We start from the raw sequence: 25134 nt of genomic DNA, 5'->3' as shown, positions 1-25134 counted from the left end.
GTGCTGGAGGCGCTGCCCGGTCCGCCACGTCGACTCCGGCGCGACGTGAACGAAGGTCATCTCGATGCGATCGACGAGCCCTCGGTCGCCGCGAGCTCTTCAGGACCGCGCGTCGACCGCGGCGGGGATCGGGATGCTCTCGACGCGTGCAAAGCCGGCACGGCCGTGCCACGGTAGGCGCCCGCCACGCAGAGCTCGATGCTGAGGCCCCCGCGCACCACAGGCCACGTCGTCACCCTGGTGCTCCTCCTCGTGGTCGCGCCGGCCGAGGTCGAGGCGGGTGACGGCGCGCCAGGCTCCCCGGCCATGGCCGCGCCAGGCGAGGCGAAAGCGATTTCGGCGCCGGCGACCAAGGATGTCTCCACCGGGCGCCGCGCCCTCGCCGCGGCCGGCGCGGTGTTCCCCGGGGTCATCGCACACGGCACCGGGCACCTGATCCTGGGTGAGCCGCGCACGGGCTGTGCCCTCCTGGCGCTCGAGGGCGCGGGGGCCGGTCTCGCCGTGGGCGGGCTCGCGGGCGCGGCGGCCTCAGGGGCCTCGCGGCGTGTCATCGCGCCCATCGTGCTCACCACCGTCACGGGCGTGGGCCTGTTCGGGATCTCCCTTCTGGCGGACCTCTATGGCGTGCTCGCCCCGGAGGGCGGCACCGGCAGTCCTCCTTCGTCGCTGCCCTGGATCGAGACGCAGCTCGGATTGGCCTACGTCCACGATCCCACGTTCGCCTACCGCACGTTTCTCGTGCCGGGCATGGATCTGCGCCTGAGCTCGGTCCGCCTCTCGGGCTCTGGCTGGTTTGCCTTGAACGACGACAATGCGCGCCTCCGCGCCGAGGCCGCGCATCGCTTCATCGGCCCCGGCACGCCGGACGGCCCGCGCGCGGCGGACGGCTCGTTCCTCGAGATCGAGGGCGCGCTCACCCATCACCGCTATACCTCCGACGGCTTCTCGATCACCACCGGCGAGGTCAGCCTCGAGGGCCGGCTCGATCTCGCCCACATCGGGCGCACGCTGCGGGGCTCGTTCGCGGAGATGGGCTGGGGGATCGCGATCGAGGGCTACCGCTACGGCCGCCGCCCGCTCGAGGGGAATGAGCTCTTGATTCCCCGCTTCGCCTTCGGCGCGTACCTCGGGCACGCGGGGTATCCTCGCGGCGAGGCCAAGGTGGTTTACGACCACCGGCACGACGGGTATGTCGGCGGCGCGAAGCTCCCCGGCCTCGGCAGCGGCGTCCCGGGCCATTTCGGCCTGGAGGGTCGGCTCTATGCCTCGCCCCGCTGGGGCCTGCTCGCCGACGTCAAGGCGGGCTCCGCGTACGTAGGGCGCCTCGCGCTGCTCTTTCGCTCCGGAGACTCGCCATGATCCTGAGAAATGCTCTCCTCGCGCTGCTCGCCCTCACCGCGCCGCTCGCCCTGTCCTGCCTGGACGTGGCCGAGGGCCGCGCGCGCCGCGACCTGGAGGTGGGAAAGGCCTCACGGGGACAGGCGCGCGTCGCCGTGGACGAGGGGCTCGCGGCGATCCGCCGCCTCGACCCGGGCGAGCTCGCGCTCTGGGCGAGCGCGCCCGCGCTCTCGATCCGCCTCACCGACGAGGCGGGCGGGCCGTGGAAGATCACGATCGAAAACATGCTCGCCGACGCCGAGCTCTCGGCGCGCGTCGGGGACGAGCGCGTGCCCGTGGAGCTCGTCGAAACGCCGTTTCCGACCCAGCGCACCTTCCGCCTCTCCCTGCCGCCCGGCGCCGAGGCGATCCTCTCGCTGCGCCCGCCGGACGAGGCGCGGCGCGAGCCGTGGCGGTTCGCGGTCTTCGCCGACGTCCAGGAGGACATCGACCGCGTTCAGGATATCTACGCGAGGATGAACGAGGCGGAGGGCATTCGCTTCGCGCTCATCAGCGGCGATCTCACGTCGCGGGGCTCGCCCGAGCAGCTCGATCGATTCCAGCGCGAGATGAAGACGCTCCGTTTTCCCTGCTATGCGACGCTCGGCAACCACGAGCTCGGAACGCGGGACGACCTCTACCACGAGTGGTTCGGCCGCGGGAATTACCGCTTCGTGTTCCGGGGCGTGCAGTTCACGATGCTCGACTCGGCGAGCGCGACGATCGATCCGCTCGCCTACGGGTGGCTCGACGGCTGGCTCGCCGAGGGGCAGGATCTCCTGCACGTGGTCACGATGCACCTCGCGCCCCTCGACCCGGTGGGCTCCCGGAACGGCGCGTTCGCGAGCCGCGCCGAGGCGAACAAGCTCCTCACGATGCTCGCGGACGGGCGCGTGGATCTCACGTTCTACGGCCACATCCACTCGTTCTATGCCTTCGAGAACGCGGGGATCCCTGCGTACATCTCGGGCGGCGGCGGCGCGATCCCCGAGCGGCTCGATGGCATCGGGCGCCATTTCGTCACCGTCGACGTCGAGCCTCCCGGCAAAATAGCGCAGGTCGCCGTGGTTCGCGTGGATTGAACCGAATCGCTCCGCTGTCCGAGCTGAGCGCCCGTCGACGCGCTCCCGTCGACCCTCGTCGCGGCGGCATTCGCGGTCTCACGAACCGCGCCGAAGACGCGCACCATCCGGGCCCTCGGGCCCGCCGGAGTTTCATGAGCCTCGTTGTCGAACGGCTCGACGGCGAGATCCTCGCGGGCGGATCGCCTCGTCGCCGCTTCGGAGCGCCGCGCCGCCGTCGTAGCCCTCGTCCGTCAGCCCCTTGCGGTAACCGAGATCGATGAGCCAACGCAGGAGCCTCGGGAAGGCGCCGGCGCCGCTGCCGAGGATGCGAATCATCGCCGCCTTCGCGCCGCCGCCCTTGTTGAGCGCGAGGTGCTGGGTCGCCAGGGCCATCAGATCGGGGATGGCGGCCGCGTCGCCGTGGGCGGCGCGTTGCCAGAGTTTCGACCGCTGCAGGGCCTCGTTCGCCAGGAGCTCCGCGCGCTCCACGCGGATGACGAGCGCCGCCTGCGGCGGCTTTCCCGCGAGCGCCATGGTCGACAAGAGCGCCGGCTCGTCGGTGGCGTACGCCGTGCCGCTGACGTGGAGAACGTCGTCGCGCCCTGGAACCACGGCCGCGAGGGAGACCTGGGCGCACGTCATGACGTTGTGGAACGTATCGGTCCGCCGGTTTCCCCGGCGATCGGGGATGACGAGCGTCTCGTGGTCGAGGATCCGCAAGAAGCCCGGAAAATCCCCTCGCGGGCTCGTATCGCCCGAGCCAGCAGCGTCCCACGACGAGACGACGGCAAAGGGGCTCGACGCGAGGAAGCGGGCAACGCTCGGATCACCGAGCAGTCCACCTTCCCTTTCCTGACGCGCGCCGTCACGCGCCAACGGCGGCTCGACGGCGGTGGCGGCGGGAGCGCGCGGCCCCTCCCAGAGGCCGGATCGGAGGATGCTCCTCGCGCAGTGCACGAAGGCCTCCTCGACAGTGACGATGATCCGGCCGCCGCGTCGCTCAACCACGGAGCCGTTGAGCCGAAGGGTCTCGCCGATTCCCGGCAAGAGGAAGACGAAGGAGGCGCCGCTGCCGGACTTCGGCGTCGGGTGTGTCGCCTGTAGCTCGAACCGGATGCGCTTCGGCGATTCCACGTGCACGAAGCCGCGGGCGCCTCCGACGAAGGTGCTGTGCCAGCCTCCCTGTTCATCACGAAAACCGAAGCCAGCGATCGGTGCATTGGCGAGGACGCGCCGACAACCCTCGTCCAGGGCGCCGATCTGCTTCATGCGCACGGCCGGGATCGGGGCGCCGACGATCGCCTCGAGCTGCTGCGCGGTCATCACCTTCCGCATCGAAGAGCCTCCTCGTTCCCGTCCGCCAAAGCGCGGTTTCTCGGGCTCCGGCACGGCCGCCGGAGCGCGCAGAGGAACCATCGCAGCCGGCGACCTTGACCGCATTCCGAAATAAAGACATTTTGTTTCGCAAACCGGCCATGGGTTCGAAGCGAAGGAAGCGCCCCGCGTCGTCCGTGTCATCGACGGCATCGCCGGCACCGGCATCGCCCTCCGCCGGCTCCACCACGAAAGGCTCGTCGGCCCCGCCCGCGTCGCCGTCGAGCGCTTCCCCCGGGTGGACCTTTCATGGCGACGTCCAGCTCGCAAACGAGCCACGCGCATCGATGGCCGAAGCGATGGAGTCGCTCTCGCGTCGCTTCGCGTTCGAGGATCGTGGCCGCTGGCGAAGCACGCTCGCCCGGCCCGCCAACGCCGTCGGCCTGAGCATGGTCACCGGCGGGCTGGAGAGCGAGTTCCACAGCCATCGCGAGTCACAGCTGTTCTTCCTCGAGCGCGGCGAGGTCACGTGCGAGGCGTCGAACGCGCTGTGGATCATCCCGCCGCGTTCGGCGCTGTGGATCCCCGGCGGAGTGCTCCACAAGATACGAGGGCGCGCGCCGCTCGAGGGCTACGGCGTCTTCATGGAGCCGGACGCGGCTCCGAACCTGCCGGCCGAGTGCTGCGCCGTCTCGGTCACGCCGCTCTTTCGCGAGCTGCTCGTCCGTCTCGCGGCGCGCCCCGCGCTCTACGACCTCGACGGGCCGGATGCGCGGCTCGTGGCCGTCCTCTTCGACGAGCTGGCGGCGGCGACGATCGAGAAACACCGCCTGCCGATGCCGGCCGACCAGCGCCTCCGAAAGCTCGTCGACGCGATGGCGGAGAACCCCGCCGACGGCGCGACGATGGGGACGTGGGCCCGCCGGATCGGCGTCGGCGAACGGACCCTCAACCGGCTGCTCGTCCGGGAGACCGGCCTCAGCTTCGGTCGCTGGCGCCAGCAGCTCCACATCGTCCTGGCCCTCCAGCGGCTCTCGCGCGGCGCGAGCGTGCAGAGCGTCGCGAGCGACCTCGGCTACGAGAGCGCGAGCAGCTTCGTCACCATGTTCCGCAAGGCGCTCGGCGCGTCGCCGGCGCGGTACATGGCCCGTCGTCTCGGTCGCCTAACGCTGGACCAAGGAGCTCAGCCATGACTCGATGTCCCGCGTCGGCGGATAGCTGTCCTGCTCTCGCTCGCGATCGTCGCCGATCGAAAACCTGAACATCGGGCACTCTTCATCCGGCGGAAAGACCTTCTTCTGCACGACGGCCCCGGTCCGCCTATCGAGCACGGTGGCCTCGGTCTCCTTGAACCGGATCGTCAGGTCAGGGAGCGGCTCGCCCGCTCGGTCCTTGTACCCGGTGCACGTCTTTCGGCCCTTGATCTCCGGGAGCCGGCGCGTCATCGCCACCAGATCGACGTCTTGCAGCAGGACCGCCTGGCCGAAGAGCTTCATGGAAGCCGTCTCCAGGAGGAGCACGCTGCTCAGATCGCCCTCCTGCTTCGGCTCACCTTCGAAGAGGACCGGACCATTCTTGACCCGATCGAGCACCGACAGGAGGGACATGGTGGCGTCGGCCTGGCGCAGCTCGATGGAAGCTGCCTGTCCGGAGGGGAGCTCGATCTCGAGCTTCGCCTTGGGCCCTAGCAGGGTATCGCGGTACCTGGCGACTGGTATTCTTCCGAGCTGGCCCTCGACATTGTCGAGCTTGATGATGTCATAGATGTCGCTCTCGATGCGCCCGCTCTTCTCCGCGACCTTCCACCTGGTGCCTTGTGGGAAGCCGTGAAAGGTGATCTGGTACGTGCCCTCGAAGATGGAGACTTCGCCGTAGAGCGCTTCGTCGGACTTGACGACGAACTTGCGCTCGTTCGACCACTCGAGATCGAGCGGGCCGCGGAGAGCTCCGGGGACCCGGACGCGCCGCGGGGCGAGGATGGCGACGCTCACGATCATGGCGACGGCGATGGCGACCCCGATGAGGATCGCGGCGGGGCTGCGGCTCGGCGGCGCAGCGGGGCGAGGCGCGGCCGCGGGCGGGGGCGGGCCTGGGCGCTGCAGCTCGTTGTGTGTTCCGCAGTAACGGCACACGATCGTGCGGACGCCCGGCGGGACCTCCAGCGGCGCGATGCATCGCTGGCAGTGGTAAACGTTGACGGGGCTCATCGGCTGCAAGCTCCCCCAGGAGCGCGAGGACGCGAGGAAGCGAAACGTAGACAAAACAGGCCGCGCGCGGGTTCCACGCGCGGGTTCCACGCTGAAGAGGGCGGGAACGAGCTCGTCGACGATCCCTACATCATCGCCTCTTCCTCGCCCAGGCTTCCCGTTTATCTGCCTTGACAAATGAACAGTATCGCGCAAATGTTCGACCGGGCATGTGTCCACCTTGACAGGTGAGCAGTACTGCGCAAAAGTTGGACCGGATACGCCTGCGCCCGCACGAAAAAGAGGAGATGACGATGCCCATGATCGGACGACAGTGCACGCGCGACGGCAGGACGGTCTGCCTTCGGATGAGTCAGACCGGTCTACCGGTGAATCAAGAGGAGCGCGGGCTCACGCTCGTGTACGGGTGGGCGAGCGAAGAGCGCCGCGCGCAAGGGATTCCAGCGTCGATCCAGGGAGTCGAGTTCCGCACCGACTCGGGCAAGGTCCTCGCGTTCGACTTCTGCCCGTTTTGCGGCGAGAAGCTCGCGGGGAGCACGAGCAGCGTCCGAGCGCCCGTCGCGCGGCGCGCCGCTCCGGAAGGCGCTCGCGCCGAGTCGCCGCCGGTGGCGGTCGAGCGCCCTCAGCGGGCCGGGCGCGCGGTCGAGGCCGTGCCGGCCACCCCTCCGAGCGCATCGGCGCGCGCGAAGGCGGCGACAGACTCGACGACGCTGAAGGTGCTTCGCGAGAAGCTCGGGCTCTCGCAGGCCGAGCTCGGCGAAAAGCTCGGCCTCGCGCGCAGCTCGGTAGCCAACTACGAAAACGGGCGGTCACCTCTGTCGCAGCGGCTCCGCAAGTGGGTCGCAAAGCACGAGGCGAAGCTCAACGAAGGGGGGAACGGCGCAGCCGGCCGCGGGAGCGCGGCCGCCTAGCACGTCACCTGGTCCAGACGCGCCCCGCTGCGCCCTCGGGGAGCAGCGGGCTCTTGCACCAGCCCGGGGCCCGGAGGGGCTCGACACCCAGATGAGCTCGGCGATGGCCCTGGCGAGCATCGCCAGCTGCCCCCTTACGCCCTTCATCGCGCTGCCCAAGGAGCATCGACATGGGAAGCGGCGATGTCTCATGGTGCTGTGTGTGCTGCGGCCGAGCCTTCGGCCCCGCGCGGCCTGATGCCTGTGTCGTATGCGGGACGGAGGGGCCGTCCATCCTCGGCGTTCCCATCCTGACGTTCAAGCCGCACGTGTGGATTGACGCGCTGCAGACGCAGCTCGCCTCACTGCCCGAGCCCGACGCGGCGCAGCCGGGGAACCGCGAGGCGCTGAAGCGCGTCCTGGAGCCCGCGCTCGCGCAAGCGGCGGGGCTCCCTCAGCGCCCTGTCGGCATGAGCGACTTCATGACGTCGCAGATGGCCGGCTGGGAAACCAGGCTGCCATACCTGTACATCGACTGGGCCGACACCGAGGAATTCCGCGCCGACCGCGCGTTCTTCCTCGACGCGGTTCTGCGGCATTGCCCCGATCGGGGCGTCGCGGCCGTGCTCGGCTGCGGCGCTGGAGGGCTCGTCGCGAGCCTGGCGACGGCCTTTCCCACGAGCCTCGGGCTCGACGTCTCGCTGCCGCAGCTGCTGCTCGCCGACCACCTGATGCGGGGCGGCGCGATCTCGCTGCAGATCCCGGAGGCGCGCTGGCGCCAGGTCTCGATGCGGGGGCCGGCGACGCCTCCCAGAGGGGCAGGCTTCATCGTGGCGGACGCCGCCGCGCTGCCCTTCGCTCCCGGATCGATATCGCTCGTCGTGACCCAGTACCTGCTGGACATCGCCGGGGCGCCGACGTTCATCGCGCGGGAGATCAACCGGGTCCTGTCCCCGGGGGGCGTATGGCTCAATCTCGGCTTGCCCTTCCGCCGCTCCTCGGATCCACCGGCGGCCGGGCCCCTGAGGAGCGACGACATGCCGGCCTTCCTCGATGATCTCGCGTTCGATGCGCTGGAGATCCGCCGGAGGAGAGCCAGTTTCCACGACCTCTCTGCGCTCGACGAGTGGCTCCCTGGGTTGGTTCACTCCACCATCTTCTTCGCCGCCCGGAAGCGCGGAGACCTCGAGCCCGATCCCGTCGCGCGCGCCTTCGTGGATCACGCTGCCCGGCGCGGGAGCGCGATCCTGGACATGATCCCGCGGTTCATCGCGGGCCGACGCATCCAGCTGCTCGAGGGGTGGTCCTTCGGCTCCGGGGGCCCGAGGCCTCGTGTGGAGCTGACCTCCGCGAACAGCAGAGCGACGCCGATCCCGGGCCCGTTGGGCGCTTTCCTTCACAAGCTCCTGTCGTCCATCGACGGCAAGCGGGCCGCTCGCGAGGTCCTGGCCGCTCTCGGCACGGCCGCCGGCGAAGCGCTCACCGAGGACGACTTCGTCGTCCTGCTGCGAACCATGAGGCTCCGGGGCTGGATCGAGATCGGATAGATGATGCCATCCGGGCGCTCTCGTCGCGACAAGCGCCTTGTTCGGCGGTAGAGTGGCCGCCCTTCTCCCCCACGGAGGCGACGATCGATGAAGACAGCCCTGCTCCGCTCCGCGCTCGCGCTGGGCGCCCTGCTCCTGGCCGCCGCCGGGTGCGAGGAGAAGACGACGGCGGCCGCGCCCGACGCGAGCGCGGAAGGCCGGGTCGCGAAGCTCTCGGTCGCGTCCTATGACCCCACCCGCGAGCTCTACCAGGAGCTCAACCCGGCGTTCGAGCGGTGGTACAAGCAGAAGACCGGCAGGGACGTCGACGTGGAGACCGATCACGGCCCGTCGGGCAAGCAGGCGCGCGACATTGCGGCCGGCAAGGAGACGGACGTCGCCGCCCTGTCGGTCGACTTCGACATCGACACCATCGCCAAGGCGGGCCTGCTCCCCGCGACCTGGCGGGAGCGCCTGCCGAACGGCTCGGTGCCGTACACGTCCGCCGTCATCTTCCTTGTCCGCAAGGGCAACCCCAAGCAGGTGAAGGGCTGGGAAGACCTCGCGCGACCCGAGGTCGTGGCGCTGTGCCCGGATCCGAAGACCGGCGGCGGGGCGCGGTGGATCTACCTGTCGACTTGGGCGCACGCCGCGCGCAAGGCGAAGGCCGAGGGCCGGGCGGACGCGGAGGCCGCGGCGCGCGAGTTCACGGCGAAGGTCTATGACGACGCCATCCTCGACCCGGCCATGCGCGGCTCGTCGACCCGCTTCATCGTACAGCACACGGGCGACGTCCTCTTCGGCTGGGAGAACGAGATCCTCCAGATCGCGGCCGATCCGGCCACGGCCGACCAGTTCGAGGTCGTCGTCCCCTCGGACTCGATCACGATCGAGGTCCCCCTCGCGGTCGTCGACAAGGTCGCCGAGCGGCACGGCGTCAAGGACGTCGCCGAGGCGTACGTCCAGTTCCACTTCTCCGACGAGGGCCAGGAGCTCATCGCGAAGCGCTACAACCGCCCGTACAGCGAGGCGATCGCGAAGAAGCACGCGGAGCGCCTCAAGCCGCTCTCGCTGTTCCGGTTCAAGGACGAATTCAGCGACTGGCCGACCGTGATGAACGTCCACTTCAGCCAGGGGGCCGAGCTCGACAAGATGCGGAAGAAGTGATGTCGCGCCGCGCGCGCGTGCTCCCTGGGCTCTCGCTCTCGCTGGGCGTCACGGTGCTCTACCTGAGCCTCGTCGTCCTCTTGCCGCTCTCCGCGCTGTTCCTGAAGACGGCGGAGCTCGGGTGGGAGCGGTTCTTCGGGGTGATCACGAGCGGCTGGGTCACCGCAGCCGTGCGGTTCACGCTGGGCGCCTCGCTCGTCGCCGCGCTCCTCAACGTCGTCGTCGGCCTGCTCATCGCGTGGGTGCTCGGCCGGTACACGTTCCCGTTCGCGCGCGTGATCGACGCGGTGATCGACCTGCCCTTCGCGCTGCCCACGGCCGTGGCCGGCATCGCGCTCTCCACGCTGTACGCCGAGAGCGGTTTGCTCGGCGGGGGGCTCTCCGGCCTGGGTTTCCGGTATCCGTGGCCCTCGTGGCGGGGGTTCGCGCACGGGGGATGGCGCGAGTCGCCGATCGAGTGGACGGTGTACGACAGGATCTCCCTGGCGCCGCTCGGTGTGGTGATCGCGATGGCCTTCGTCGGGCTGCCGTTCGTCGTGCGCACGGTGCAGCCCGTGATCGAGGACCTGAGCCGGGACGTCGAGGAGGCGGCGGCGACGCTCGGCGCCGGCCGGTTCCAGATCTTCCGCGCCGTCGTCTTGCCCGAGCTCGCGCCGGCGCTCCTCACGGGGTTCGCGCTGGCGCTCGCGCGCGGCCTCGGCGAGTACGGGTCGGTGATCTTCATCTCGGGCAATCGGCCGGACACCGAGATCGCGTCCCAGGTGATCATCAAGATGATCGAGGTGAACGAGACTGGCACCTACGCCGACGCGACGGCTGTCGCGGTCCTGCTCCTCGCGGCGTCCTTCGCGCTCCTGTTCGCCATCAACCTGCTCCAGCGCGCCGCCGCGCGCGCCCACACGGGCAGGGCGGCGGGCTGACCGCCCGCGGCCGGCGGACCCGAGGCACGAGATGCTCACCGCGCGCTCCCGTGCAGGCAACGCGGTCTCCGCCGAGAGCGGCGCGCGCCGGCTGCTGATCGGCCTGTGCGTGGCGCTCGTCGCCGTGTTCCTCGTCCTCCCGCTGGGGGTGGTGTTCTGGCACGCCTTCAGCGAGGGGCTGAGGGCCTACGGACAGGCGGTCTTCGACCGCGCGACGTTCCACGCGGTGAAGCTCACGCTCTTCACCACGGCCATCGCGGTGCCGCTCAACACGCTCTTCGGCGTCGCGGCGGCGTGGGCCATCGCCAAGTTCGAGTTCCGGGGCAGGAGCCTGCTCGTCACGCTGATCGATCTGCCGTTCTCGACCTCTCCGGTGGTCGCCGGCCTGTGCTTCGTCCTGCTCTTCGGGGCGAACGGGTTCTTCGGCGCGTTCGTGAACAGGACCTACGCGGTGAGCCTCGGGTTCACGAGCCTCGAGGTCTCCACCCGGGTCATCTTCGCCCTTCCTGGCATCGTGCTCGCCACGGTGTTCATCACGTTCCCGTTCGTCGCCCGAGAGCTCATCCCGCTGATGCAGGCCCAGGGGACCGAGGAGGAGCAGGTCGCCCGCGTCCTCGGCGCGAACGGATGGCAGATCTTCTGGCGCGTCACGCTGCCCAACATCCGCTGGGGCCTCCTCTACGGCGTCATCCTGTGCACCGCCAGGGCGATGGGCGAGTTCGGCGCCGTGTACGTGGTCTCGGCGGGCTCGTCCGATCAGGTGACGCTGCCGCTCCACGTGGAGCGCGTCTACTACGCCAACATGGTCCGCGTCGTGCCCGCGTTCGCCGTCGCCAGCCTCCTCGCCGGCGTGTCGGTGATCACGCTGGCCGTGAAGGCGGCGGTGGAGTGGCGGTTCAAGGGCGAGCTGAAGAAGACGGACGGCGGCTAGCCCTGCGCGCGCGGCTCGGCGCTGTCGATGCCCGTCCACCAGCCGCTCGAGAGGGCGAGCGCGATCCAGCCCTGCAGGTTTGCCTGCAGCTGCGCCGCTTCAGCCGCCGTGCAGCCCTGCTCGACGGCGGCAAGGGCCTGCCCGAACGGCAGCTCCCGGCAGCGCTCGAGCAGGCGGGCGAACAGCGGATCCACCGAGGTCGTGGTCGTGCCGGCGGCGCTCCGGGCGAAGACCCACGCGCGGGTCGACGCGTGGCGGCGCCTCGCGTCCAGGGGGCCCTCGTCCAGCTCGCCCCCCGTGAGCCGCGAGAAGCGCGCGAGGTCCCAGTCCTCGTGGGTCAACGAGAACGACACAGCGAAGCGCAGCCGCGCTTCGGCCAGCGTGGCGAGCTCCTCCGGCGTCGGCCGCCAGAGGCCCTCGAACGGCGACTCGTAGGCGCGCCGCTCCGCCTCGTCCATGCGCAGCGCCTGGCGGATCATCGCGAGCGGCGCCCTGGAGAGCTCGATCCGCCGGCGCCACGCGTCGTCGTGCCCGCGCGCCGGGCGCCCCGGCTGTCGACCGCGACGCGCGCCGTCAGGGTCACTCAGCGCGCTGCGGAGCCGCTCGGCGAACCCGCGCGTGCTCTCGTCGATGTCGAAGTGGCGGGGCGGGCACGCCTCGAGGTGCAGCGCGGCCAGGTGATTGAAGTGCCAGAATCCGAGCGCCCGCGACACGCGCGGGAAGCTCGTCTGCAGGCCGGTGAACAGGCGCATCCAGTACTGGCGGTGATAGACCGCGAGCCGCTCCGCCGGCGCGAGGCCCCCGGGGCCGCCCTTCACCTGCGCCACGAGCCCCGCGGGATACCGCTCCTGCAGCTCCCGGAACCGGCCCGCGCTCGAGTCGAGCGGCGCGCGGAGGACGGCGGTGAAGTCGCGCTGGAGCTCTCGCAGCCAGCCCGGAGGAGCCCCGCCTCTCGGGCTCATGAAGGCCGCGCCCGCCGCGCCTTGCCGAGCTCCGCGAGCGCCACGTGCAAGGGCGGGATCTCCGCGTCCCACTCGAGGAGCGTCGGGAAGGGACCGCCCCGGCGCCACGCCTCTTCGTAAAGAGACCATACCTCGTCGCACACCGGGCGATCGTGCGTGTCGTGCCGCAAGCCGGAGGGCAATGTCTGGTGGCCAGCCAGGTGGACCTGCAAGACCCGGCGCCAGGGCACGCTGTCGAGGTACGCGCGCGGATCGAACCCGTGATTCTCGCTGGAGACGAACACGTTGTTGAGATCCAGCATGGCCCAGCAGCCGGACGCCTCCACCACGCGGCGGTAGAACTCCCACTCGGGCAGCGCGTCGCGCTCCCAGGCGACATAGGAAGACAGGTTCTCGATCCCGAACGGGACGCCGAGCGCCTCCTGGACCTCGAACGCCCGGCCCGCGGCGTAGGGAATGAGCTCCGGATCGTAGGGCGCCGGCAAGAGGTCGTGGTGCGTCACGCCCTCGAACGCCGTCCAGCAGAGGTGATCCGTGAAGTAGGGAATCCGGAGCTCCTGGATCAGATCCCTGAGCCGGGACAGGTAATCGCGATCGAGGGGGGCCTCGCCCAGCAGGTTGACGGAGACGCCGTGGGCGACGATCGGGGTGCGCTCGGCGATGCGCCGGAGCCGCTCCCGGGGCAGGGGAGACGCGCCGAGGTAGTTCTCCGCGATGATCTCGAAGAAGCCGAGCTCGGGCCTGGTCCGCTCGATCGCCTCGTAGTGCGGCGGGCGCAGCCCGAGGCCGAGCGCGTCGCGCGGGATGGACCGCGCGCCGGGCGCCCGATCGTCGCTTGTGTCTCGGGGCGCGCTCATCGGTCGGAGGGTCAGTTGCCCGGGTCGATCGGGTCAGGCGTCGGCACCTGCTCGAAGTTGTCGCCCTCCGGCGTCAGGGTGCGGAGGTAGGCGATCAGCCGGTCCATCTCGGAGCGCGAGAGCACATGATAGGAGCCGGGCATGTTCGCGTAGGCGGTGCCCTCGGGCGTGGCGCCGTCGATCCCGAACGCGATGATCGCTTGCAGGTACGGATCGGAGCGGCGCTCCCAGAAGTCGGCGAGGAAGGCGCTCACGTCCTCGCCTGGCGGCACCTTCACCGAGAACTTACCCGTCGCGGCGCTGTGGCAATGGTCGCATGTCGCGGCCTTGAACGCCGCGGGGCCGTCTCGATCCTGGTCCTCGGCGGTCTCCACGCAGCTCCAGCCGTCGCAGCCGTTCACGGCGCGACACGAGTGCTCGTAGAGCTCATTCCAGCTTTGATAGACCATGCCGCGGCAGCTGTTGTTGCCGGAGCAGGACGCGTGGACCTGGACCACGCCGGGGCGCGCGGTGCCGGCCAGCATGGCGGACTCGGCGCACGCCGCGGAGAACTCCTCGAAGGAGATCTGGCCGTCGCCGTCGGCGTCCATGAGGGCCAGCGCGTCCACCAGATCGGGCTGAGCGGGATCCTCGTCAGCGCTCCACACCAGGGTCTTGCGCGGCGCGTCGGACCCATCGCAGTCCGAGTCGATGTCATCGAAATTCCGCTCCTCGGCGCCGGGGTGGACGGTGTTGTTGAAGTCGTCGCAGTCGCCTGCGCGCGGGGTGAGGCCGTCCCTGTCGTGGTCGCTGTCCTCGTCGCCCACGGGCTGGCCACCCGCGCCCGTCGCGCCGGAGCCGCCGGTCCCGGCGGGCTCCTCGCCGCCTGCGCCGCCGGTCCCGGGGGGCTCGCCGCCGGAGCCGCCGGTCCCGATCGGCGTCACGCCGTCATCGTCGCCGCAGGCCGGAGCAAAGGCGGCGAAGCTGGCGAGCGCCAGCGCAAGCAAGGTGGATCTCGGCGATTGGGTCATGGTGCTCGTCGTGCCTCCGAAGAAACGCGCAGGGCGCGCCTGCAGGCTGCCCGGCGCACGACATGTGGCACGGCTGGTGCGCGCGGAATATGCGGCAAGTTGTCGCGGGCCCATCGTCGACCGGACGGAGCATGGCTGTACGAGCGGCGTCCCGCGCGCTCCCGCCGCTGCGCCCATGGCCGGTCCGCGGGGCGTTCGGCGCGCGCCGCCGGCGGAGCAGCCGTCCATCGCCGCTCGCAGGAATGCGGGGCCGGATTTGCACGCGGCGGCCGAGCGAAAAGAAGTAAAGAGGTTCTGAGCGCGGAAAGAAGGAAGAGAGGATCGCTGGATGACAGGCATGCTTCGCGGCGGGCTGTGGATCGGTTGTGCAGCAGCCGTGGTGGTCACGGCGGCGCCGGCGAGCGCCATGCAGGCCGCGTCCGAGGTCTTCCCTGCGCCTGCGCCGCCGAGCGGGTCGGCCGTCGCGCCGCCTGCGCCGGCTCCGGGCGACGCGGCGGCAGCGCCCCTCCTGCCGTCGCCGGCTCCGGGCGACCGTGGCGCGCCACCGACCGGGGTTGCGGGGGTTGCGCCGCCCGGAGATCCCCAGGCGCCCCTGAGGTGGACGGCGAGCCCGGGTCCCTGGCAGCCCGGGGCCTCTCCCTGGCGCGAGCAGCGCGAGCAGGAGCGCGTCTGGTATGGCTGGCAGCACCTCCTCGTGCTCAGCGGGACCATCGCGTTCGGACCCCTCGCTGTCGCCACGGAGAACGAGGTGTTCGCCTGGATGACCGCCGGCCCGTTCGTGCTCGGCGGTCCGATCACCCACTGGGCCAACGGCCACCTCGTCAAGGGCTTTGCCAGCCTCGGCCTCAACGTCGGCTGCACGTTCGGCGGCGGCCTGGTCGGCCAGCTCGTCGGCAGCGCTGCCCCCAGCAGAGGGGGCGAGCTCACTGGCCTGGTCTTCGGCGCCGTCCTCGGAGCGCTCACGGCGAACATCCTCGACGCCGCGCTCCTCGAGTACGAGGAGCCCCCGGCGGCCGAGAGCTACGAGTACATCCGCCTTCGCCCGCTCCGGCTCCGGTTCGCGCCGCACATCGCCCTCGCGCCCGGCCGCACCGCCTTCGGCCTCAGCGGCGCCTTCTGAAAGGGCCGCGGCGCCGGCCCGGCGCCTCGGGCGGCGCTTCGACCTGGCCCGGCCGCGGCGGGGGTGTAGCATCCGCGCGTGTTCATTCCGAGATCAGGTGCACGACGGCTCGTGCTCGCCGCGCTCGCCGCGCTCGCGGGTTGCAGCGGCGCGGAGCGGCAGGAACCCCAGTTCGCCGATTCCCCCGAGGTCCCGCTCCCCGGGCCCCCGGGCGCCGCGCCGCTCGACGCGCGCGGCGGCGCGCCGGAGGAGTTGCCCGGCGTGGACACGGCCGAGCTCGTCCGCCGCGAGCGCGATACCTGGTGGCAGCTGGTCTCGCAGCTCTACGCGCCGTGCCCGGATCAGGCGGTGTCGCTCGCGCAGTGCGTCCGCGAGTCGCGCTCCTGCGCGGCCTGCGCGCCCGCCGCGCAGCTCCTCGCCGACAAGATCCGCGGCGGCGCGAGCGGCGCGGAGGCGCAGGCCGCGTACGGCGTGAGGTTCGGTCCGAACGTGAAGCACATCGACCTCGCCGACTCGCCCTCTCGCGGGCCGGAGCGCGCGTCGATCCAGATCGTCGTGTGGTCGGACTTCGAGTGTCCTTCCTGCGGGCGCGCGGTCCCGCTCATCGACGAGGTCGTCGAGCGCCACGCGCCCTACGTCAGGCTGATCCACAAGGTGTATCCGCTGCGATCGCACCCGCACGCCGACGCCGCGGCGCGCGCGGCCATCGCGGCGCACCGCCAGGGCCGCTACTGGCCGATGGAGCGCCTCCTGTTCGAGAACCAGCAGCGGCTCGAGGAGAAGGACCTGCTCGGCTACGCGCAGAAGGTCGGCCTCGACATGGCCCGGTTCCGCGCCGACATGGCGGGCGAGCCCGCCGCCCGGGTGGTCGCGCGCGACAAGGCCGAGGCCGACCGCGCGGGGCTCTCGGGGACGCCGTTCATCGTCATCAACGGGCGGGAGTTCGATCTGGCGCTGTTCAGCCTCCAGGGCGAGCTCGACCGGTGGATCGAGACCGAGCTCGCGATCCTCGGAGGGCGCGAGGCGGCGGCGCCCTGAGGCGGCACGCCGCGCGACGCGCCTTGGCATCGCGCGCCTGCGAGTCGCGCTCGGTTGACGACCGACCCCTCCGCCAGGCGACACCGGGGCGACGGTGCGCCGTCGCCCCGGTGGGACCCACGTCGAGATCGGCTAGCTGGGCCGGTTCTTCTCGGGCATCTGGCCGCCGCCAGCGCTCGTCCCCTGCGAGGGCCCGCCGCTCTTGATCTCGACCGAGCGGCTGCGCTGCTGCTGCTGCGGCAGCTTCAGACAGACCTCGAGGACGCCGTTCTCGAACCTCGCGTCCACGTCGTCGGCCTGCACGCCCTGGGGCAGCGGGATGGCGCGCGTGAACGACCCGTAGCTGCGCTCGGTGTAGCTCATCCCCTCGCGCTGCTCCTGCTGCTCCTGCCGCCGCTCACCCTCGATGATCAGGGTGTCCTCCCGGAGCTCCACCCGGATGTCGTCCTTCGTCACGCCGGGGAGATCGGCCTTGACGACGAGCTGACCGTTGCGCTCGCTGAGCTCGATGCGCGGCGACCAGAGGCCGCCCCCGAGGGACGAGAGACCCCGGCCGCCACCCGGCTCACCCATCGCGCGGCCCTGCCGGAACGGCGAGAGCAACCCTCCGAAGCCGAAGTCGTCGAACATGCGATCCATGTCCTCCATCATCCGGCTCATCATCGCGAACGGGCTGAAGACGCCGCCCGCCGCGCCGTACCGCCCCATCTGGCCGCCGCCCTGCTGACGCTGCATCCCGGTGGATTGACCGCCCTGGGAAGGGGTCTGACCTGTCGCCTGACCGCCGGGCTTGCCTTGCTGCGACTTGCTCACGGACACGTCCTGTCCTGTCGGCTGACGCTGCTGTTCCGCCATAAGAACCTCCTTTCGAGCATTCGCAAACGTGACTTGCAAGTGTAGTGCCGTGTCGCGAGCGTGAACCAACGTGGATGACGTGGCCTGTCGACGCCGCGCCGCTGCGCCCGGGAGCCCGGTAAGATCGCTCACCGCCACCCCGCCAGGATCTCCTCGAAGCGCTCCAGACTGCACGGCTTCTGCAGCACCGGACGGCTGAGATCGGACTCGCGCAACCCAGCTTTGCCATACCCCGTCAGGAAGACGAACGGGATGCCTCGCTCGCTCAGGATGTCGGCCACCGGATAGACCTTCTCGCCGGCGATGTTGACGTCGAGGCTCGCCCCGTCGATCTCGGCCGCGCGGGCCAGGCGCATCGCGTCCTTCATGTTCAGCGCCGGGCCGACCACCACACAGCCGAGGTCGGTCAGGACGTCCTCGAGGGACGAGGCGATCATGGGCTCGTCCTCGACGATGAGGACACGGAGCCCCTCCAGCCCGCGTTCGCCTCCAGGGGCCGGGCTCATCCTACGCCCACGCGCTCGAGGGGCAGGTCCATCACGCAAACCACGCCCCCAGGCAGGTAGTCGAGGCGCACCTCCGTGGCGAGCTGGCGCCCGAGGTCGCGCTCGATCAGGCGTGAGCCGAAGCCCTTGCGGTGCGGCGGCCGGACCGGAGGCCCGCCCGTCTCCTGCCATTCCAGGTGGAGCAGGCGCTCGTGCGCCCGTGTGATCACGTCCCAGGTGACCGCGACGCGGCCGGACGGCTGCGATAGCGCTCCGTACTTGGCCGCGTTGCTCGCCAGCTCGTGAAAGACCATGCCGAGCGTCACCGCCGCCTCCGGGCGGAGGCGGACGTCCTGGCCGGCCAGGCGGACCCGATCGGCGTCGCCATGGGCGTGCGGCGCCAGCTCGGCGCGGACGACGTCGTGGAGGTCGGCGCCCTGCCACGCTGTCTGGTTCAGGAGGTTGTGGGTCTGGGACAGGGCGAGCAACCGGGCCAGGAAGGCGTCCGTGAAGGCCTTGGGCGAGTCCGCCATGCGGAGCGTCTGCACGGCGATCGCCTGCACGATCGCCAGCGTGTTCTTCACCCGATGGTTCAGCTCGTTCATCAGGAGCTTCTGGCGTTCCTCCGCCTGCTTGCGCTCGGTCACGTCGAGGCAGAACGCCACCCCCTGGCTCTCGGATCCCTCGAACCGCGCGCCGCCGATCACCACCGGGACGCGGCCGCCGTCCTTTCGGAAAAACTCCTTCTCTTGCGGCCCGAACTCACCCGTCGTGCGGATCTGTTCGAGCGCCAGCTGGGTGATCTCCTTGAACTCCTCCGGCGTGAGATCTGCCCAGCGGATATTCCCCGAGGTCAGGTCTTCACGGTTGTAGCCGAGCATGCAGAGGAGCGCGTCGTTCGCGTCGATGACCCTGCCGTCGACGTCCCAGACGGCGATCCCGATGATGTTGGAGTCCACGAGGCGCCGGATGCGCGCCTCTCTCTCCCTCAGCGCCAGCTCCGCCCGCCTGCGCTCGCCGTTCTCCTGCTGAAGCTGGGTGTAGAGGCGCGCGTTCTCCAGCGAGATGGCGGACTGGGAGGCCAGGAGCTCCAGCACCTCGACCCGATCCGCGGTGAAGGCCCGCGGGGTCAGGTTGTTCTCCAGATAGAGCACGCCGACCAGCGCGCCCTGCTTTACCAGGGGGAGGCAGAGCACGGAGCGGGGGCGCCGCCCGCGCACGTAGGCGTCTTCCGAGTACAGGTTAGGCACGGCGGCGTCGTCCAGGATCACGCGCTCTCGCGTGCGGACCACGTACTGGAGGATGGCGGTGGGGAGATCGCTCGAGGTGACGGGCGCCTGGCGAAGGGTGACCTCGACCCGGCCGTGCCGGGTGACGACCTCGGCCTCGATGACGTGCGCCGTGTGCGCGGCGCGCGAGGCGCTGGACGCGCGGATCAGCAGCCCCCGCTCGGCGCCCGCGTGCTCGACCGCGATCGTCAGCAGGGCCTCGATCACCCGGTCGAGGTTCAGCTCGCCAGAGACCGCCTGCGAGGCTCTGAGCATGGCCATGAAGTCGAGCCCCGGGCGCGCGCCGTGACCCACGGCGGCGGCGCGGACGTCGGCGTACCCGTCCCGCGCGAGGTCGGTCCGCCTGCGCAGCGCCTCCGGCCCGAGCGCGTGCGGAAAGTCCCTCTCGAGGCGCAGCATCGGCCGCACGGCGCCCCAGCGCCCATAGAGCCTGTGCGCCTCGGTCATGTAGGCGCGCGCGATGAAGGCCCTGCCCAGGTCGAGGTAATGTCGAGCGCAGAGCTCGTTGGCCAGCGCCTCGTCGTGCAGGAAATGACCCTCCCGCGCGGCCGCGATCCCCTGATCGTAGAGGGCGCCCGCGCCGTCTCGCCGCTCGCTCCGGGCGACCTCGGCCTTCAGGATCAAGCTGCGGTGGCCGTGGCTCTCCGGGCCGAGCGCTGCCCACGACTCCACCTTGCGCGCGCACTCCCCGAGCCTCGCGAGGTACGCCGCCCTGCGCGCGGGGGCGGCGGCGCCCGCGGCCCGCGAGAAGGCCAGCCCGCCGTAGAAGTGATAACAGGGGCTCGCGTGCCACGCGGCGAGCATGCCGAGGCTGCCCGGGTCGGTGGAGCCCCACCTCTCGGCCACCTCCTCGTACGCGCCCTGGAACACGCCGGCGAGGACCTCGAAGACGTTCACGAAGTAGAGCGACGCCCGGTTGTCGATGCTGCGGGCGTCCTCGGTGACCGCGGCGATGTCGACCCACGCCCCGCGCCTCCAGTCGCCCTCGTCCTGCGTGCTCAGGTGTTCGCAGAGCTGCCCGACGGCCCCGACGATCCACGTGATCGCGTTGAACTTGTCGAGCCTGCAGAGCGGCAGATACAGCCTCGCCTCCTCGATGACGTCGTGGAGGTGCTCCCCCCGGAGGAGGCCGTTCATGCTCGCGTTGCACGCGTTGTAGAAGGCCCAGATGTACTGCCCCGTCTCCACGCCGGCGTGGACGCCCTTGCGCAGGGACGCCTTCGAGCTCTCGTAGGTATCCATCCAGTGCTGGACCCACGCCCCCCACATGTTGCACAGCATGGACTCGGACTTCACGTCCGGGTGGCGCTCGTTCAGGCGGACCGCCGCCCGCCCGAACTCGTACCCCTTCTCGATGTCGCGCCTGGCGCACAGGAGCGTCCCGAAGTTCACGTAGGCGTAGATCGAGTTCCTCGAGATGCCATGTCTCAGCGAGTTCTGGAGCGCCTTCATCACCGTGATGCCGAAGTTGTTCGTGCCCAGCTGGTAGGTCGGCGAGAACATCTCCTGGAGCACGTCCTGGAGGGCGGCGATCTCGGGATCGTCGAGCGCGGGCAGATCGACCAGCGACGCGATCGGGCGGTCGCCGATCATCGCGATCGTCCGCTCCATCTCGGTCATGAGCGCGTCGTCGCCCGGATAGGGCGGCAGGTCGATGTCGTACGCCCGGAGCGCGGCGAGGCCCTCTTCCATCGCGGCGGGCAGATCGTTCTTCAGGATCTCCACGTTCATCTTCAGGCGGCGCACCTCCGTCTTGTGGAGGCGCCCCACCGCTCTATCGAAGCTCCCCGCGAGGGTGGAGAGCGCGTCGTCGTGGCGTCCGCAGAGCGACTCCAGGAGCCCCTTCTTCGTGTGGTAGGTGAAGGTCAGCTCGTAGCTGGAGGCCCACGCGTCTCCGGGCAGCATGGATATGCCATGTTCCAGGTACCTGAGGGCCGCGGTGAAGGCCGCCGACTCCTGGGCGCGCCCGGCGGCCTCCAGGTTGAGCCTGGCCGATTCCATGCGCTCCTCCGGCGCGCGGATCAGATCACCGGCGCTGTTCAGGTGATTGACGACGTCGAACAGATCGCGCCGGTCGTCGGAGCGCGGCTTGCCGAGCAGGAGCTTCCCGATCCGGTAGTGGAACGCCGGTCTGTCCCTCTCCGGGATCAGCGAGTACGCGGCCTCCTGGATCTTGTCGTGCGCGAATCGATACTGCTCGTCCGCGCTCACGATCAGGCCATCGGCGAGGGCGTCGTCGAGGCTCGCGTACGTCTCGTCGGGGGGCCGCTCGCTGACGGTGTTCAGGACATCCATCTCGAACGTGTTGCCGATCGCCGAGGCCAGCCGGAGCACCCGCTGCGTCGCATGCGGCAGGCGCCGGATGGTCTCCGCCATGAGGCTCAGGACGTTATCGGTGCACTCCAGCCGCTCGATCTGCCAGAGGTCCCAGCCCCAGCCGGCCGCAGGGTCGAAGACGAGCGCCTTCGTGTCGTAGAGGTGCCGCATGAACTGCTTCACGAAGAACGGGTTGCCCCCGGTCTTCTTCAGGATCGCGCACGCGAGGGCCTCGCCGCCGCCGATCTGCAGGCTGTCGTTGATGAGCTCGGTCAGGTGCCTGAGGCCGAGGGGCGCGAGGACGATGTCGCGCGCCTCGAGGCCGCCCTTCGTGAGCTGCTCCAGGGCGACGAGGAAGGGGTGGGTCGGGCTCACCTCGTTGTCGCGGTAAGCGCCGCAGAAGAAGAGCGACTCGACGTCGTCCCTCGCGAGGACGCTCGTGAGCAGGCTCAGGCTGGCCGAGTCCACCCACTGGAGATCGTCGAGGAAGATGGCCAGCGGGTGGGCGTGCCGGGCGAAGACGGACACGAAGTTGTGAAAGTAGAGGATGAAGCGGTTCTGGGCCTCGACCGGGCCGAGCGCGGGGACGGGCGGCTGCTCGCCGATGATGTGCTTGAGCGACGGGAGCACGTCGCAGATCACCTGTCCGTTGGCCCCGAGGGCGCACAGGATGGCGTCCCGCCACCGTAGGATCCGCTCCTCGCTCTCGGAGAGGAGCTGCTTGACGAGCGTGTCGAACGCGTGGACGATGGCGCTGTAGGGCGCGTCGCGGTTGTACTGATCGTACTTCCCGCTGATGTAATAGCCCTTCTCGCGCACCAGCGGCTTCAAGATCTCCTGGACCAGCGACGACTTGCCGATGCCCGAATAGCCCGAGACGAGGACGATCGTCCGCTTGCCCCGCAGCACGTCGTCGAACGCGCCGACGAGCTTCCGGATGTCGCCTTCGCGGCCGTAGAGCTTCTGGGGAAGCCGGAAGAGGTCTCTCCTGTCGTGGCGGCCAGGGCTGAACGCTCCTATCTGGCCGCTGCGCCGCCATCGCGCTCGGATCTCCTCCAGATCGGCCTTCAGCCCCTCGGCGCACTGGTAGCGGTCTTCGGCGTTCTTGCTGAGGAGCTTCATCGCGACGGCGGAGAGCGCGTCGGGCACCTCCGGGTTGAGCTCCGAGGGGGCGACGGGCGTCACGGCGATGTGCGCGTGCATCAGCTCGAGGGGGTCTGTCGCCTCGAACGGCCTTTGCCCGGCGAGCATCTCGTAGAGGACGACGCCGAACGAGTACATGTCGGTGCGGTAGTCCACGCTGCGGTTCATGCGGCCGGTCTGCTCCGGCGATGTATAGGGGAGCACCTTCGAGAGGACGCGGCGGCAATAGATCTCCTCCTTCTCGCGCGTCACGATGGAATCCACGCCGAAGCCCGTGAGCTTCACCTGACCGTCCTCTCCGAGCAGGATGTTCGGAGGCCTCACGTCGCCATGGATGAGGGCATGGCGATGGATGTCGGCCAGGGCTTCGGCCACGGGGATCAAGATGTCCAGCGACGCGCAGACGCCCAGCCTGCAGGCCGCCCTCGCGGACAGCGGGGCGCCCGGGAAATACTCGGTGACGAGCGCCAGTCCGTCCTCGTGCTCCTCGACGGCGTACACCTTGACGACCCTCGCCGAGTCGACCTGCCGTATCGCGCGGTAGGCGTGCCTGACGCGCATGATATCGCCGGCTCGAGCGTAATCGGTGTGCAGCACCTTGATCGCCACGTCGATGCCGTCGGCGTCCCGATAGGCTCGATACGTGGCGGAGCCCGGGCCCTCGCCGGTCTTCGCGGTGACGTGATACCCCTTGAGGTGGGCTGTGCCCGGTCGCAGCGAGAGGTGTGGCGCGCGCCCAGGCTCAACGGAGCGAGCCTGCTGGACAGCAGGTCGATCCCATGCCTCCGACGTGCCCCGCATATCAGAGGCGTTTGGGCCCCCGAGTTGCCATGTCAACTGGACGGCCGGGGCCGGCGGGGCCGCCCTCGGCGCCCGCTCACATCGCGTAGCGCAGGATGATCTCGGTGAGCGCCGCCGCGAGCAGCAGCAGGAGCCCGCCCACGAAGCAGACCAGCGTGAACCGGTCGTCCCGCCACCGCTGCCGGAGCGGCACGATGTCCCGCTCCGGCAGCACGACGGCCCTCAGGGTCGCGTGGATCGGCAGCCCCCCCGGCCGCATCGCGACCGCCACGCTCGGCGGCTGCGCCAGCCCCATGTTCATGAACCGCGTCACCCCCGCGCGGAGCCGGTCCCCCATGCCGGGCATCGCGCTGCCGATCGCCACCGCGCGGAGCCACGGCGCCCGCTCGAAGGCGTTCGCCATCGCGATCACCCCGAAGAGCTGCCGCAGCCGCGGCATCAGCGCCCGCACCTCGGCGAGGTGCTGGAACGCCCGCGTCCGCGCCTCGGGCGCGTCCTCCGAGCTCACCCGCGCGAGGCAGGTCGACTCCAGCCGCGCGTTGAGCCCCTCGAGCTCCTGGAGGATCCGCGGCCCCGCGTTGTCAGGGCTCGTCTCGAGGGGGAGCGTGAAGCCCCAGGGCTCCTCGCGCCCGCGCTCGGCGGTCCAGTGGAACACCTCGGCGAAGCCCCAGAGCGTGTCGTAGCGCGACAGCACCACGTACGTCGGCACGTCGGCGCGCAGCGCGCGGCCGACCTCGACGAGGTACGCGCGGATGCGGTTCGCGTACGCGTCGAGCCCCTGCTCGTCGAGCTCGACGAACTCCGCGATGCTCAGCACGAGCAGGATGCCGTCGATCGGCTCGCGCTCCCGCGAGCGGCGCAGCTCGTCGCAGAGCCGCGAGAGCTCGGCCGGCTCCCGCCGCGGGCCGAGCACCGACGCCTCCGGCTCGATGAAGAGCGCCTCCTTCGCCAGCCAGTAAGAGCACCGCGCCCCGGGCACGCCGATCGGGAGCTGCCCGCCGCTCACGGGCCACGTCAGGTTCATCGAGCGGATCACCGTGGAGCGGCCCGACCCGGGCTCGCCGAGCACCAGGTAGCAGGGGACCGCGTAGATCCCCTGGCTGCTGTCCAGGTTCGCCTGCTCGACGAGCGTGTGGACGCTCGCCAGCTCGTAAACGAAGGAGCCGCTCATCGGACCCTTTGGGCGATCGTCCACGCGAGCGCGAGCGCGCCGGCGATCGCGACGAGCGACGCCAGGGCCCGCCCGACCAGGATGGAGCGCCAGAACGACAGGGTGGGGAGGTGCTGGACCGTGACGCCCTCGACCTGCACCGGCTTGAGCACCCCGCCCTTCCAGTCCCGATCGGGATCCACGCCGAGCTTGAGCGACAGATCGCGGCGGATCCGCAGCAGCTCGTCGGTGTTCTGCCCCGGCAGCCCGTAGCGGCCGCGGAAGCCGAGCCCGAGCACGCATGCGTACGTCGCCATCACCGGGAGCGGGCCCTTCCGGACGCGCTCCAGCCGCTCGAAGAACTCGACGCCCGCGTTGTTGGTCGTCCACCGCGACGCCTGGAGCGGGCGCTGCGCCCAGACCGGCCGCAGGTCCGGCAGCGACATCGCGATCTCGTCCGCGCACGCGGCGATCGCGAACATCCCGTCGTCGACCGACGCGACCGGCATCTCCTGCGCGAGCCTGGACCCCTTCAGCTCCTCGAGCAGCAGGTTCGCCTGTCGCAGCACGTGATCGGCCGGCGGCCGCCGCGGGGACTGGCGGAGCATGCAGAGCCAGAGGAGCATCTCCTCACCGAAGACGCCGATGGACGTTTCCACGCGGGCCCGAGCTTACGCCAGGCGCGCACCGACCGTCGACCCGGGCGCGCGTT

20 protein-coding genes are annotated in these 25134 nt (G+C 70.5%); 10 read left to right on the top strand and 10 right to left on the bottom strand.

Annotated features, from left to right (window positions below; genetic code table 11):
- The first annotated feature begins 198 nt into the window (after positions 1 to 198).
- On the top strand, positions 199 to 1359 hold the full coding sequence (locus WMF14_RS41845; RefSeq protein ID WP_437795904.1) for a hypothetical protein: 1161 nt from the start codon (positions 199 to 201) through the stop codon (positions 1357 to 1359).
- A complete protein-coding gene (locus WMF14_RS41840; protein ID WP_437795902.1) occupies positions 1356 to 2459 on the top strand; it encodes a metallophosphoesterase family protein in 1104 nt (367 codons plus the stop codon). The genes WMF14_RS41845 and WMF14_RS41840 overlap by 4 nt, the downstream gene beginning before the upstream one ends.
- A 132-nt stretch (positions 2460 to 2591) precedes the next feature.
- Here the strand turns inward: WMF14_RS41840 and WMF14_RS41835 are convergent, their stop codons facing one another.
- A complete protein-coding gene (locus tag WMF14_RS41835) occupies positions 2592 to 3776 on the bottom strand; it encodes a pyridoxamine 5'-phosphate oxidase family protein (RefSeq protein WP_437795899.1) in 1185 nt (394 codons plus the stop codon).
- A gap of 338 nt (positions 3777 to 4114) precedes the next feature.
- Here WMF14_RS41835 and WMF14_RS41830 point away from each other — a divergent pair, with 338 nt between their 5' ends.
- Positions 4115 to 4948 (top strand): AraC family transcriptional regulator, encoded by an 834-nt coding sequence (locus WMF14_RS41830; protein WP_373372313.1) that lies wholly within the window; start codon positions 4115 to 4117, stop codon positions 4946 to 4948.
- Here WMF14_RS41830 and WMF14_RS41825 read toward each other — a convergent pair.
- Complete coding sequence (locus WMF14_RS41825) at positions 4919 to 5962, bottom strand: hypothetical protein (protein WP_437795896.1); 1044 nt, start codon at positions 5960 to 5962, stop codon at positions 4919 to 4921. The two genes, WMF14_RS41830 and WMF14_RS41825, sit on opposite strands and share 30 nt — an antisense overlap.
- A gap of 299 nt (positions 5963 to 6261) precedes the next feature.
- Here WMF14_RS41825 and WMF14_RS41820 point away from each other — a divergent pair, with 299 nt between their 5' ends.
- The 5 genes from WMF14_RS41820 (at position 6262) to cysW (ending at position 11396) form a co-directional block, all read left to right on the top strand.
- A complete protein-coding gene (locus tag WMF14_RS41820; protein ID WP_437795893.1) occupies positions 6262 to 6873 on the top strand; it encodes a helix-turn-helix domain-containing protein in 612 nt (203 codons plus the stop codon).
- 170 nt (positions 6874 to 7043) lie between these two features.
- Positions 7044 to 8399: a methyltransferase domain-containing protein gene (locus tag WMF14_RS41815; RefSeq protein WP_437795891.1), complete on the top strand. Its 1356-nt coding sequence runs from the start codon at positions 7044 to 7046 to the stop codon at positions 8397 to 8399.
- Between the two features lie 87 nt (positions 8400 to 8486).
- Positions 8487 to 9545 carry a sulfate ABC transporter substrate-binding protein gene (locus tag WMF14_RS41810; RefSeq protein ID WP_437795888.1) on the top strand — a complete coding sequence of 353 codons (1059 nt, stop codon included), beginning with the start codon at positions 8487 to 8489 and terminating at the stop codon, positions 9543 to 9545.
- Positions 9545 to 10465 carry an ABC transporter permease subunit gene (locus tag WMF14_RS41805; RefSeq protein ID WP_437795885.1) on the top strand — a complete coding sequence of 307 codons (921 nt, stop codon included), beginning with the start codon at positions 9545 to 9547 and terminating at the stop codon, positions 10463 to 10465. The genes WMF14_RS41810 and WMF14_RS41805 overlap by 1 nt, the downstream gene beginning before the upstream one ends.
- Positions 10466 to 10496: 31 nt before the next feature.
- Positions 10497 to 11396 (top strand): sulfate ABC transporter permease subunit CysW, encoded by a 900-nt coding sequence (gene cysW, locus WMF14_RS41800; RefSeq protein ID WP_437795883.1) that lies wholly within the window; start codon positions 10497 to 10499, stop codon positions 11394 to 11396.
- Here the strand turns inward: cysW and WMF14_RS41795 are convergent.
- Genes WMF14_RS41795 through WMF14_RS41785 form a run of 3 tightly spaced genes read right to left on the bottom strand, consistent with a single transcriptional unit; the run spans position 11393 to position 14225 of the window.
- On the bottom strand, positions 11393 to 12358 hold the full coding sequence (locus tag WMF14_RS41795) for an HvfC/BufC N-terminal domain-containing protein (RefSeq protein ID WP_437795881.1): 966 nt from the start codon (positions 12356 to 12358) through the stop codon (positions 11393 to 11395). The two genes, cysW and WMF14_RS41795, sit on opposite strands and share 4 nt — an antisense overlap.
- Positions 12355 to 13215 carry a DUF692 domain-containing protein gene (locus tag WMF14_RS41790; RefSeq protein ID WP_437795878.1) on the bottom strand — a complete coding sequence of 287 codons (861 nt, stop codon included), beginning with the start codon at positions 13213 to 13215 and terminating at the stop codon, positions 12355 to 12357. The genes WMF14_RS41795 and WMF14_RS41790 overlap by 4 nt, the downstream gene beginning before the upstream one ends.
- 11 nt (positions 13216 to 13226) lie before the next feature.
- Complete coding sequence (locus WMF14_RS41785; protein WP_437795875.1) at positions 13227 to 14225, bottom strand: MopE-related protein; 999 nt, start codon at positions 14223 to 14225, stop codon at positions 13227 to 13229.
- A 328-nt stretch (positions 14226 to 14553) separates the two neighbouring features.
- Here WMF14_RS41785 and WMF14_RS41780 point away from each other — a divergent pair, with 328 nt between their 5' ends.
- A complete protein-coding gene (locus tag WMF14_RS41780; RefSeq protein WP_437795872.1) occupies positions 14554 to 15345 on the top strand; it encodes a hypothetical protein in 792 nt (263 codons plus the stop codon).
- Between the two features lie 78 nt (positions 15346 to 15423).
- Positions 15424 to 16383, top strand: a complete 960-nt coding sequence (locus WMF14_RS41775; protein WP_437795869.1) for a DsbA family protein — start codon at positions 15424 to 15426, stop codon at positions 16381 to 16383.
- 132 nt (positions 16384 to 16515) lie between these two features.
- Here the strand turns inward: WMF14_RS41775 and WMF14_RS41770 are convergent, their stop codons facing one another.
- The 5 genes from WMF14_RS41770 to WMF14_RS41750 form a co-directional block, all read right to left on the bottom strand.
- Positions 16516 to 17238: an Hsp20/alpha crystallin family protein gene (locus WMF14_RS41770; RefSeq protein ID WP_437795866.1), complete on the bottom strand. Its 723-nt coding sequence runs from the start codon at positions 17236 to 17238 to the stop codon at positions 16516 to 16518.
- A 128-nt stretch (positions 17239 to 17366) separates the two neighbouring features.
- Positions 17367 to 17744 (bottom strand): response regulator, encoded by a 378-nt coding sequence (locus tag WMF14_RS41765; protein ID WP_437795863.1) that lies wholly within the window; start codon positions 17742 to 17744, stop codon positions 17367 to 17369.
- Entirely contained in the window at positions 17741 to 23272 is a 5532-nt protein-coding gene (locus WMF14_RS41760; RefSeq protein WP_437795860.1) for an AAA family ATPase, read from the bottom strand. Before WMF14_RS41760 ends, WMF14_RS41765 begins: the two co-directional genes overlap by 4 nt.
- Positions 23273 to 23348: 76 nt before the next feature.
- Positions 23349 to 24443, bottom strand: coding sequence for a type VI secretion system protein (locus WMF14_RS41755; protein ID WP_437795857.1), 1095 nt, complete (start codon positions 24441 to 24443; stop codon positions 23349 to 23351).
- Positions 24440 to 25081, bottom strand: coding sequence for a DotU family type IV/VI secretion system protein (locus WMF14_RS41750; RefSeq protein ID WP_272102341.1), 642 nt, complete (start codon positions 25079 to 25081; stop codon positions 24440 to 24442). The genes WMF14_RS41755 and WMF14_RS41750 overlap by 4 nt, the downstream gene beginning before the upstream one ends.
- Positions 25082 to 25134: the final 53 nt, after the last annotated feature.

The organism is Sorangium sp. So ce693 (genome assembly GCF_051521375.1).
In the GTDB taxonomy this organism is placed as follows: domain Bacteria; phylum Myxococcota_A; class Polyangia; order Polyangiales; family Polyangiaceae; genus Sorangium; species Sorangium atrum.
The sequence above is the reverse complement of the archived record's forward strand: the minus strand, read 5'-3'. Positions and strand labels throughout refer to the sequence as shown.

What these genes read in the sequence shown, in the direction of transcription:
- WMF14_RS41795 (WP_437795881.1), bottom strand. Translation starts at nt 12,358, where the DNA reads ATGAGCCCGAGAGGCGGGGCTCCTCCGGGCTGGCTGCGAGAGCTCCAG.
- cysW (WP_437795883.1), top strand. Translation starts at nt 10,497, where the DNA reads ATGCTCACCGCGCGCTCCCGTGCAGGCAACGCGGTCTCCGCCGAGAGC.
- WMF14_RS41840 (WP_437795902.1), top strand. Translation starts at nt 1,356, where the DNA reads ATGATCCTGAGAAATGCTCTCCTCGCGCTGCTCGCCCTCACCGCGCCG.
- WMF14_RS41790 (WP_437795878.1), bottom strand. Translation starts at nt 13,215, where the DNA reads ATGAGCGCGCCCCGAGACACAAGCGACGATCGGGCGCCCGGCGCGCGG.
- WMF14_RS41760 (WP_437795860.1), bottom strand. Translation starts at nt 23,272, where the DNA reads ATGCGGGGCACGTCGGAGGCATGGGATCGACCTGCTGTCCAGCAGGCT.
- WMF14_RS41830 (WP_373372313.1), top strand. Translation starts at nt 4,115, where the DNA reads ATGGAGTCGCTCTCGCGTCGCTTCGCGTTCGAGGATCGTGGCCGCTGG.
- WMF14_RS41825 (WP_437795896.1), bottom strand. Translation starts at nt 5,962, where the DNA reads ATGAGCCCCGTCAACGTTTACCACTGCCAGCGATGCATCGCGCCGCTG.
- WMF14_RS41820 (WP_437795893.1), top strand. Translation starts at nt 6,262, where the DNA reads ATGATCGGACGACAGTGCACGCGCGACGGCAGGACGGTCTGCCTTCGG.
- WMF14_RS41810 (WP_437795888.1), top strand. Translation starts at nt 8,487, where the DNA reads ATGAAGACAGCCCTGCTCCGCTCCGCGCTCGCGCTGGGCGCCCTGCTC.
- WMF14_RS41835 (WP_437795899.1), bottom strand. Translation starts at nt 3,776, where the DNA reads ATGCGGAAGGTGATGACCGCGCAGCAGCTCGAGGCGATCGTCGGCGCC.
- WMF14_RS41765 (WP_437795863.1), bottom strand. Translation starts at nt 17,744, where the DNA reads ATGAGCCCGGCCCCTGGAGGCGAACGCGGGCTGGAGGGGCTCCGTGTC.
- WMF14_RS41805 (WP_437795885.1), top strand. Translation starts at nt 9,545, where the DNA reads ATGTCGCGCCGCGCGCGCGTGCTCCCTGGGCTCTCGCTCTCGCTGGGC.
- WMF14_RS41785 (WP_437795875.1), bottom strand. Translation starts at nt 14,225, where the DNA reads ATGACCCAATCGCCGAGATCCACCTTGCTTGCGCTGGCGCTCGCCAGC.
- WMF14_RS41780 (WP_437795872.1), top strand. Translation starts at nt 14,554, where the DNA reads ATGACAGGCATGCTTCGCGGCGGGCTGTGGATCGGTTGTGCAGCAGCC.
- WMF14_RS41770 (WP_437795866.1), bottom strand. Translation starts at nt 17,238, where the DNA reads ATGGCGGAACAGCAGCGTCAGCCGACAGGACAGGACGTGTCCGTGAGC.
- WMF14_RS41845 (WP_437795904.1), top strand. Translation starts at nt 199, where the DNA reads ATGCTGAGGCCCCCGCGCACCACAGGCCACGTCGTCACCCTGGTGCTC.
- WMF14_RS41815 (WP_437795891.1), top strand. Translation starts at nt 7,044, where the DNA reads ATGGGAAGCGGCGATGTCTCATGGTGCTGTGTGTGCTGCGGCCGAGCC.
- WMF14_RS41755 (WP_437795857.1), bottom strand. Translation starts at nt 24,443, where the DNA reads ATGAGCGGCTCCTTCGTTTACGAGCTGGCGAGCGTCCACACGCTCGTC.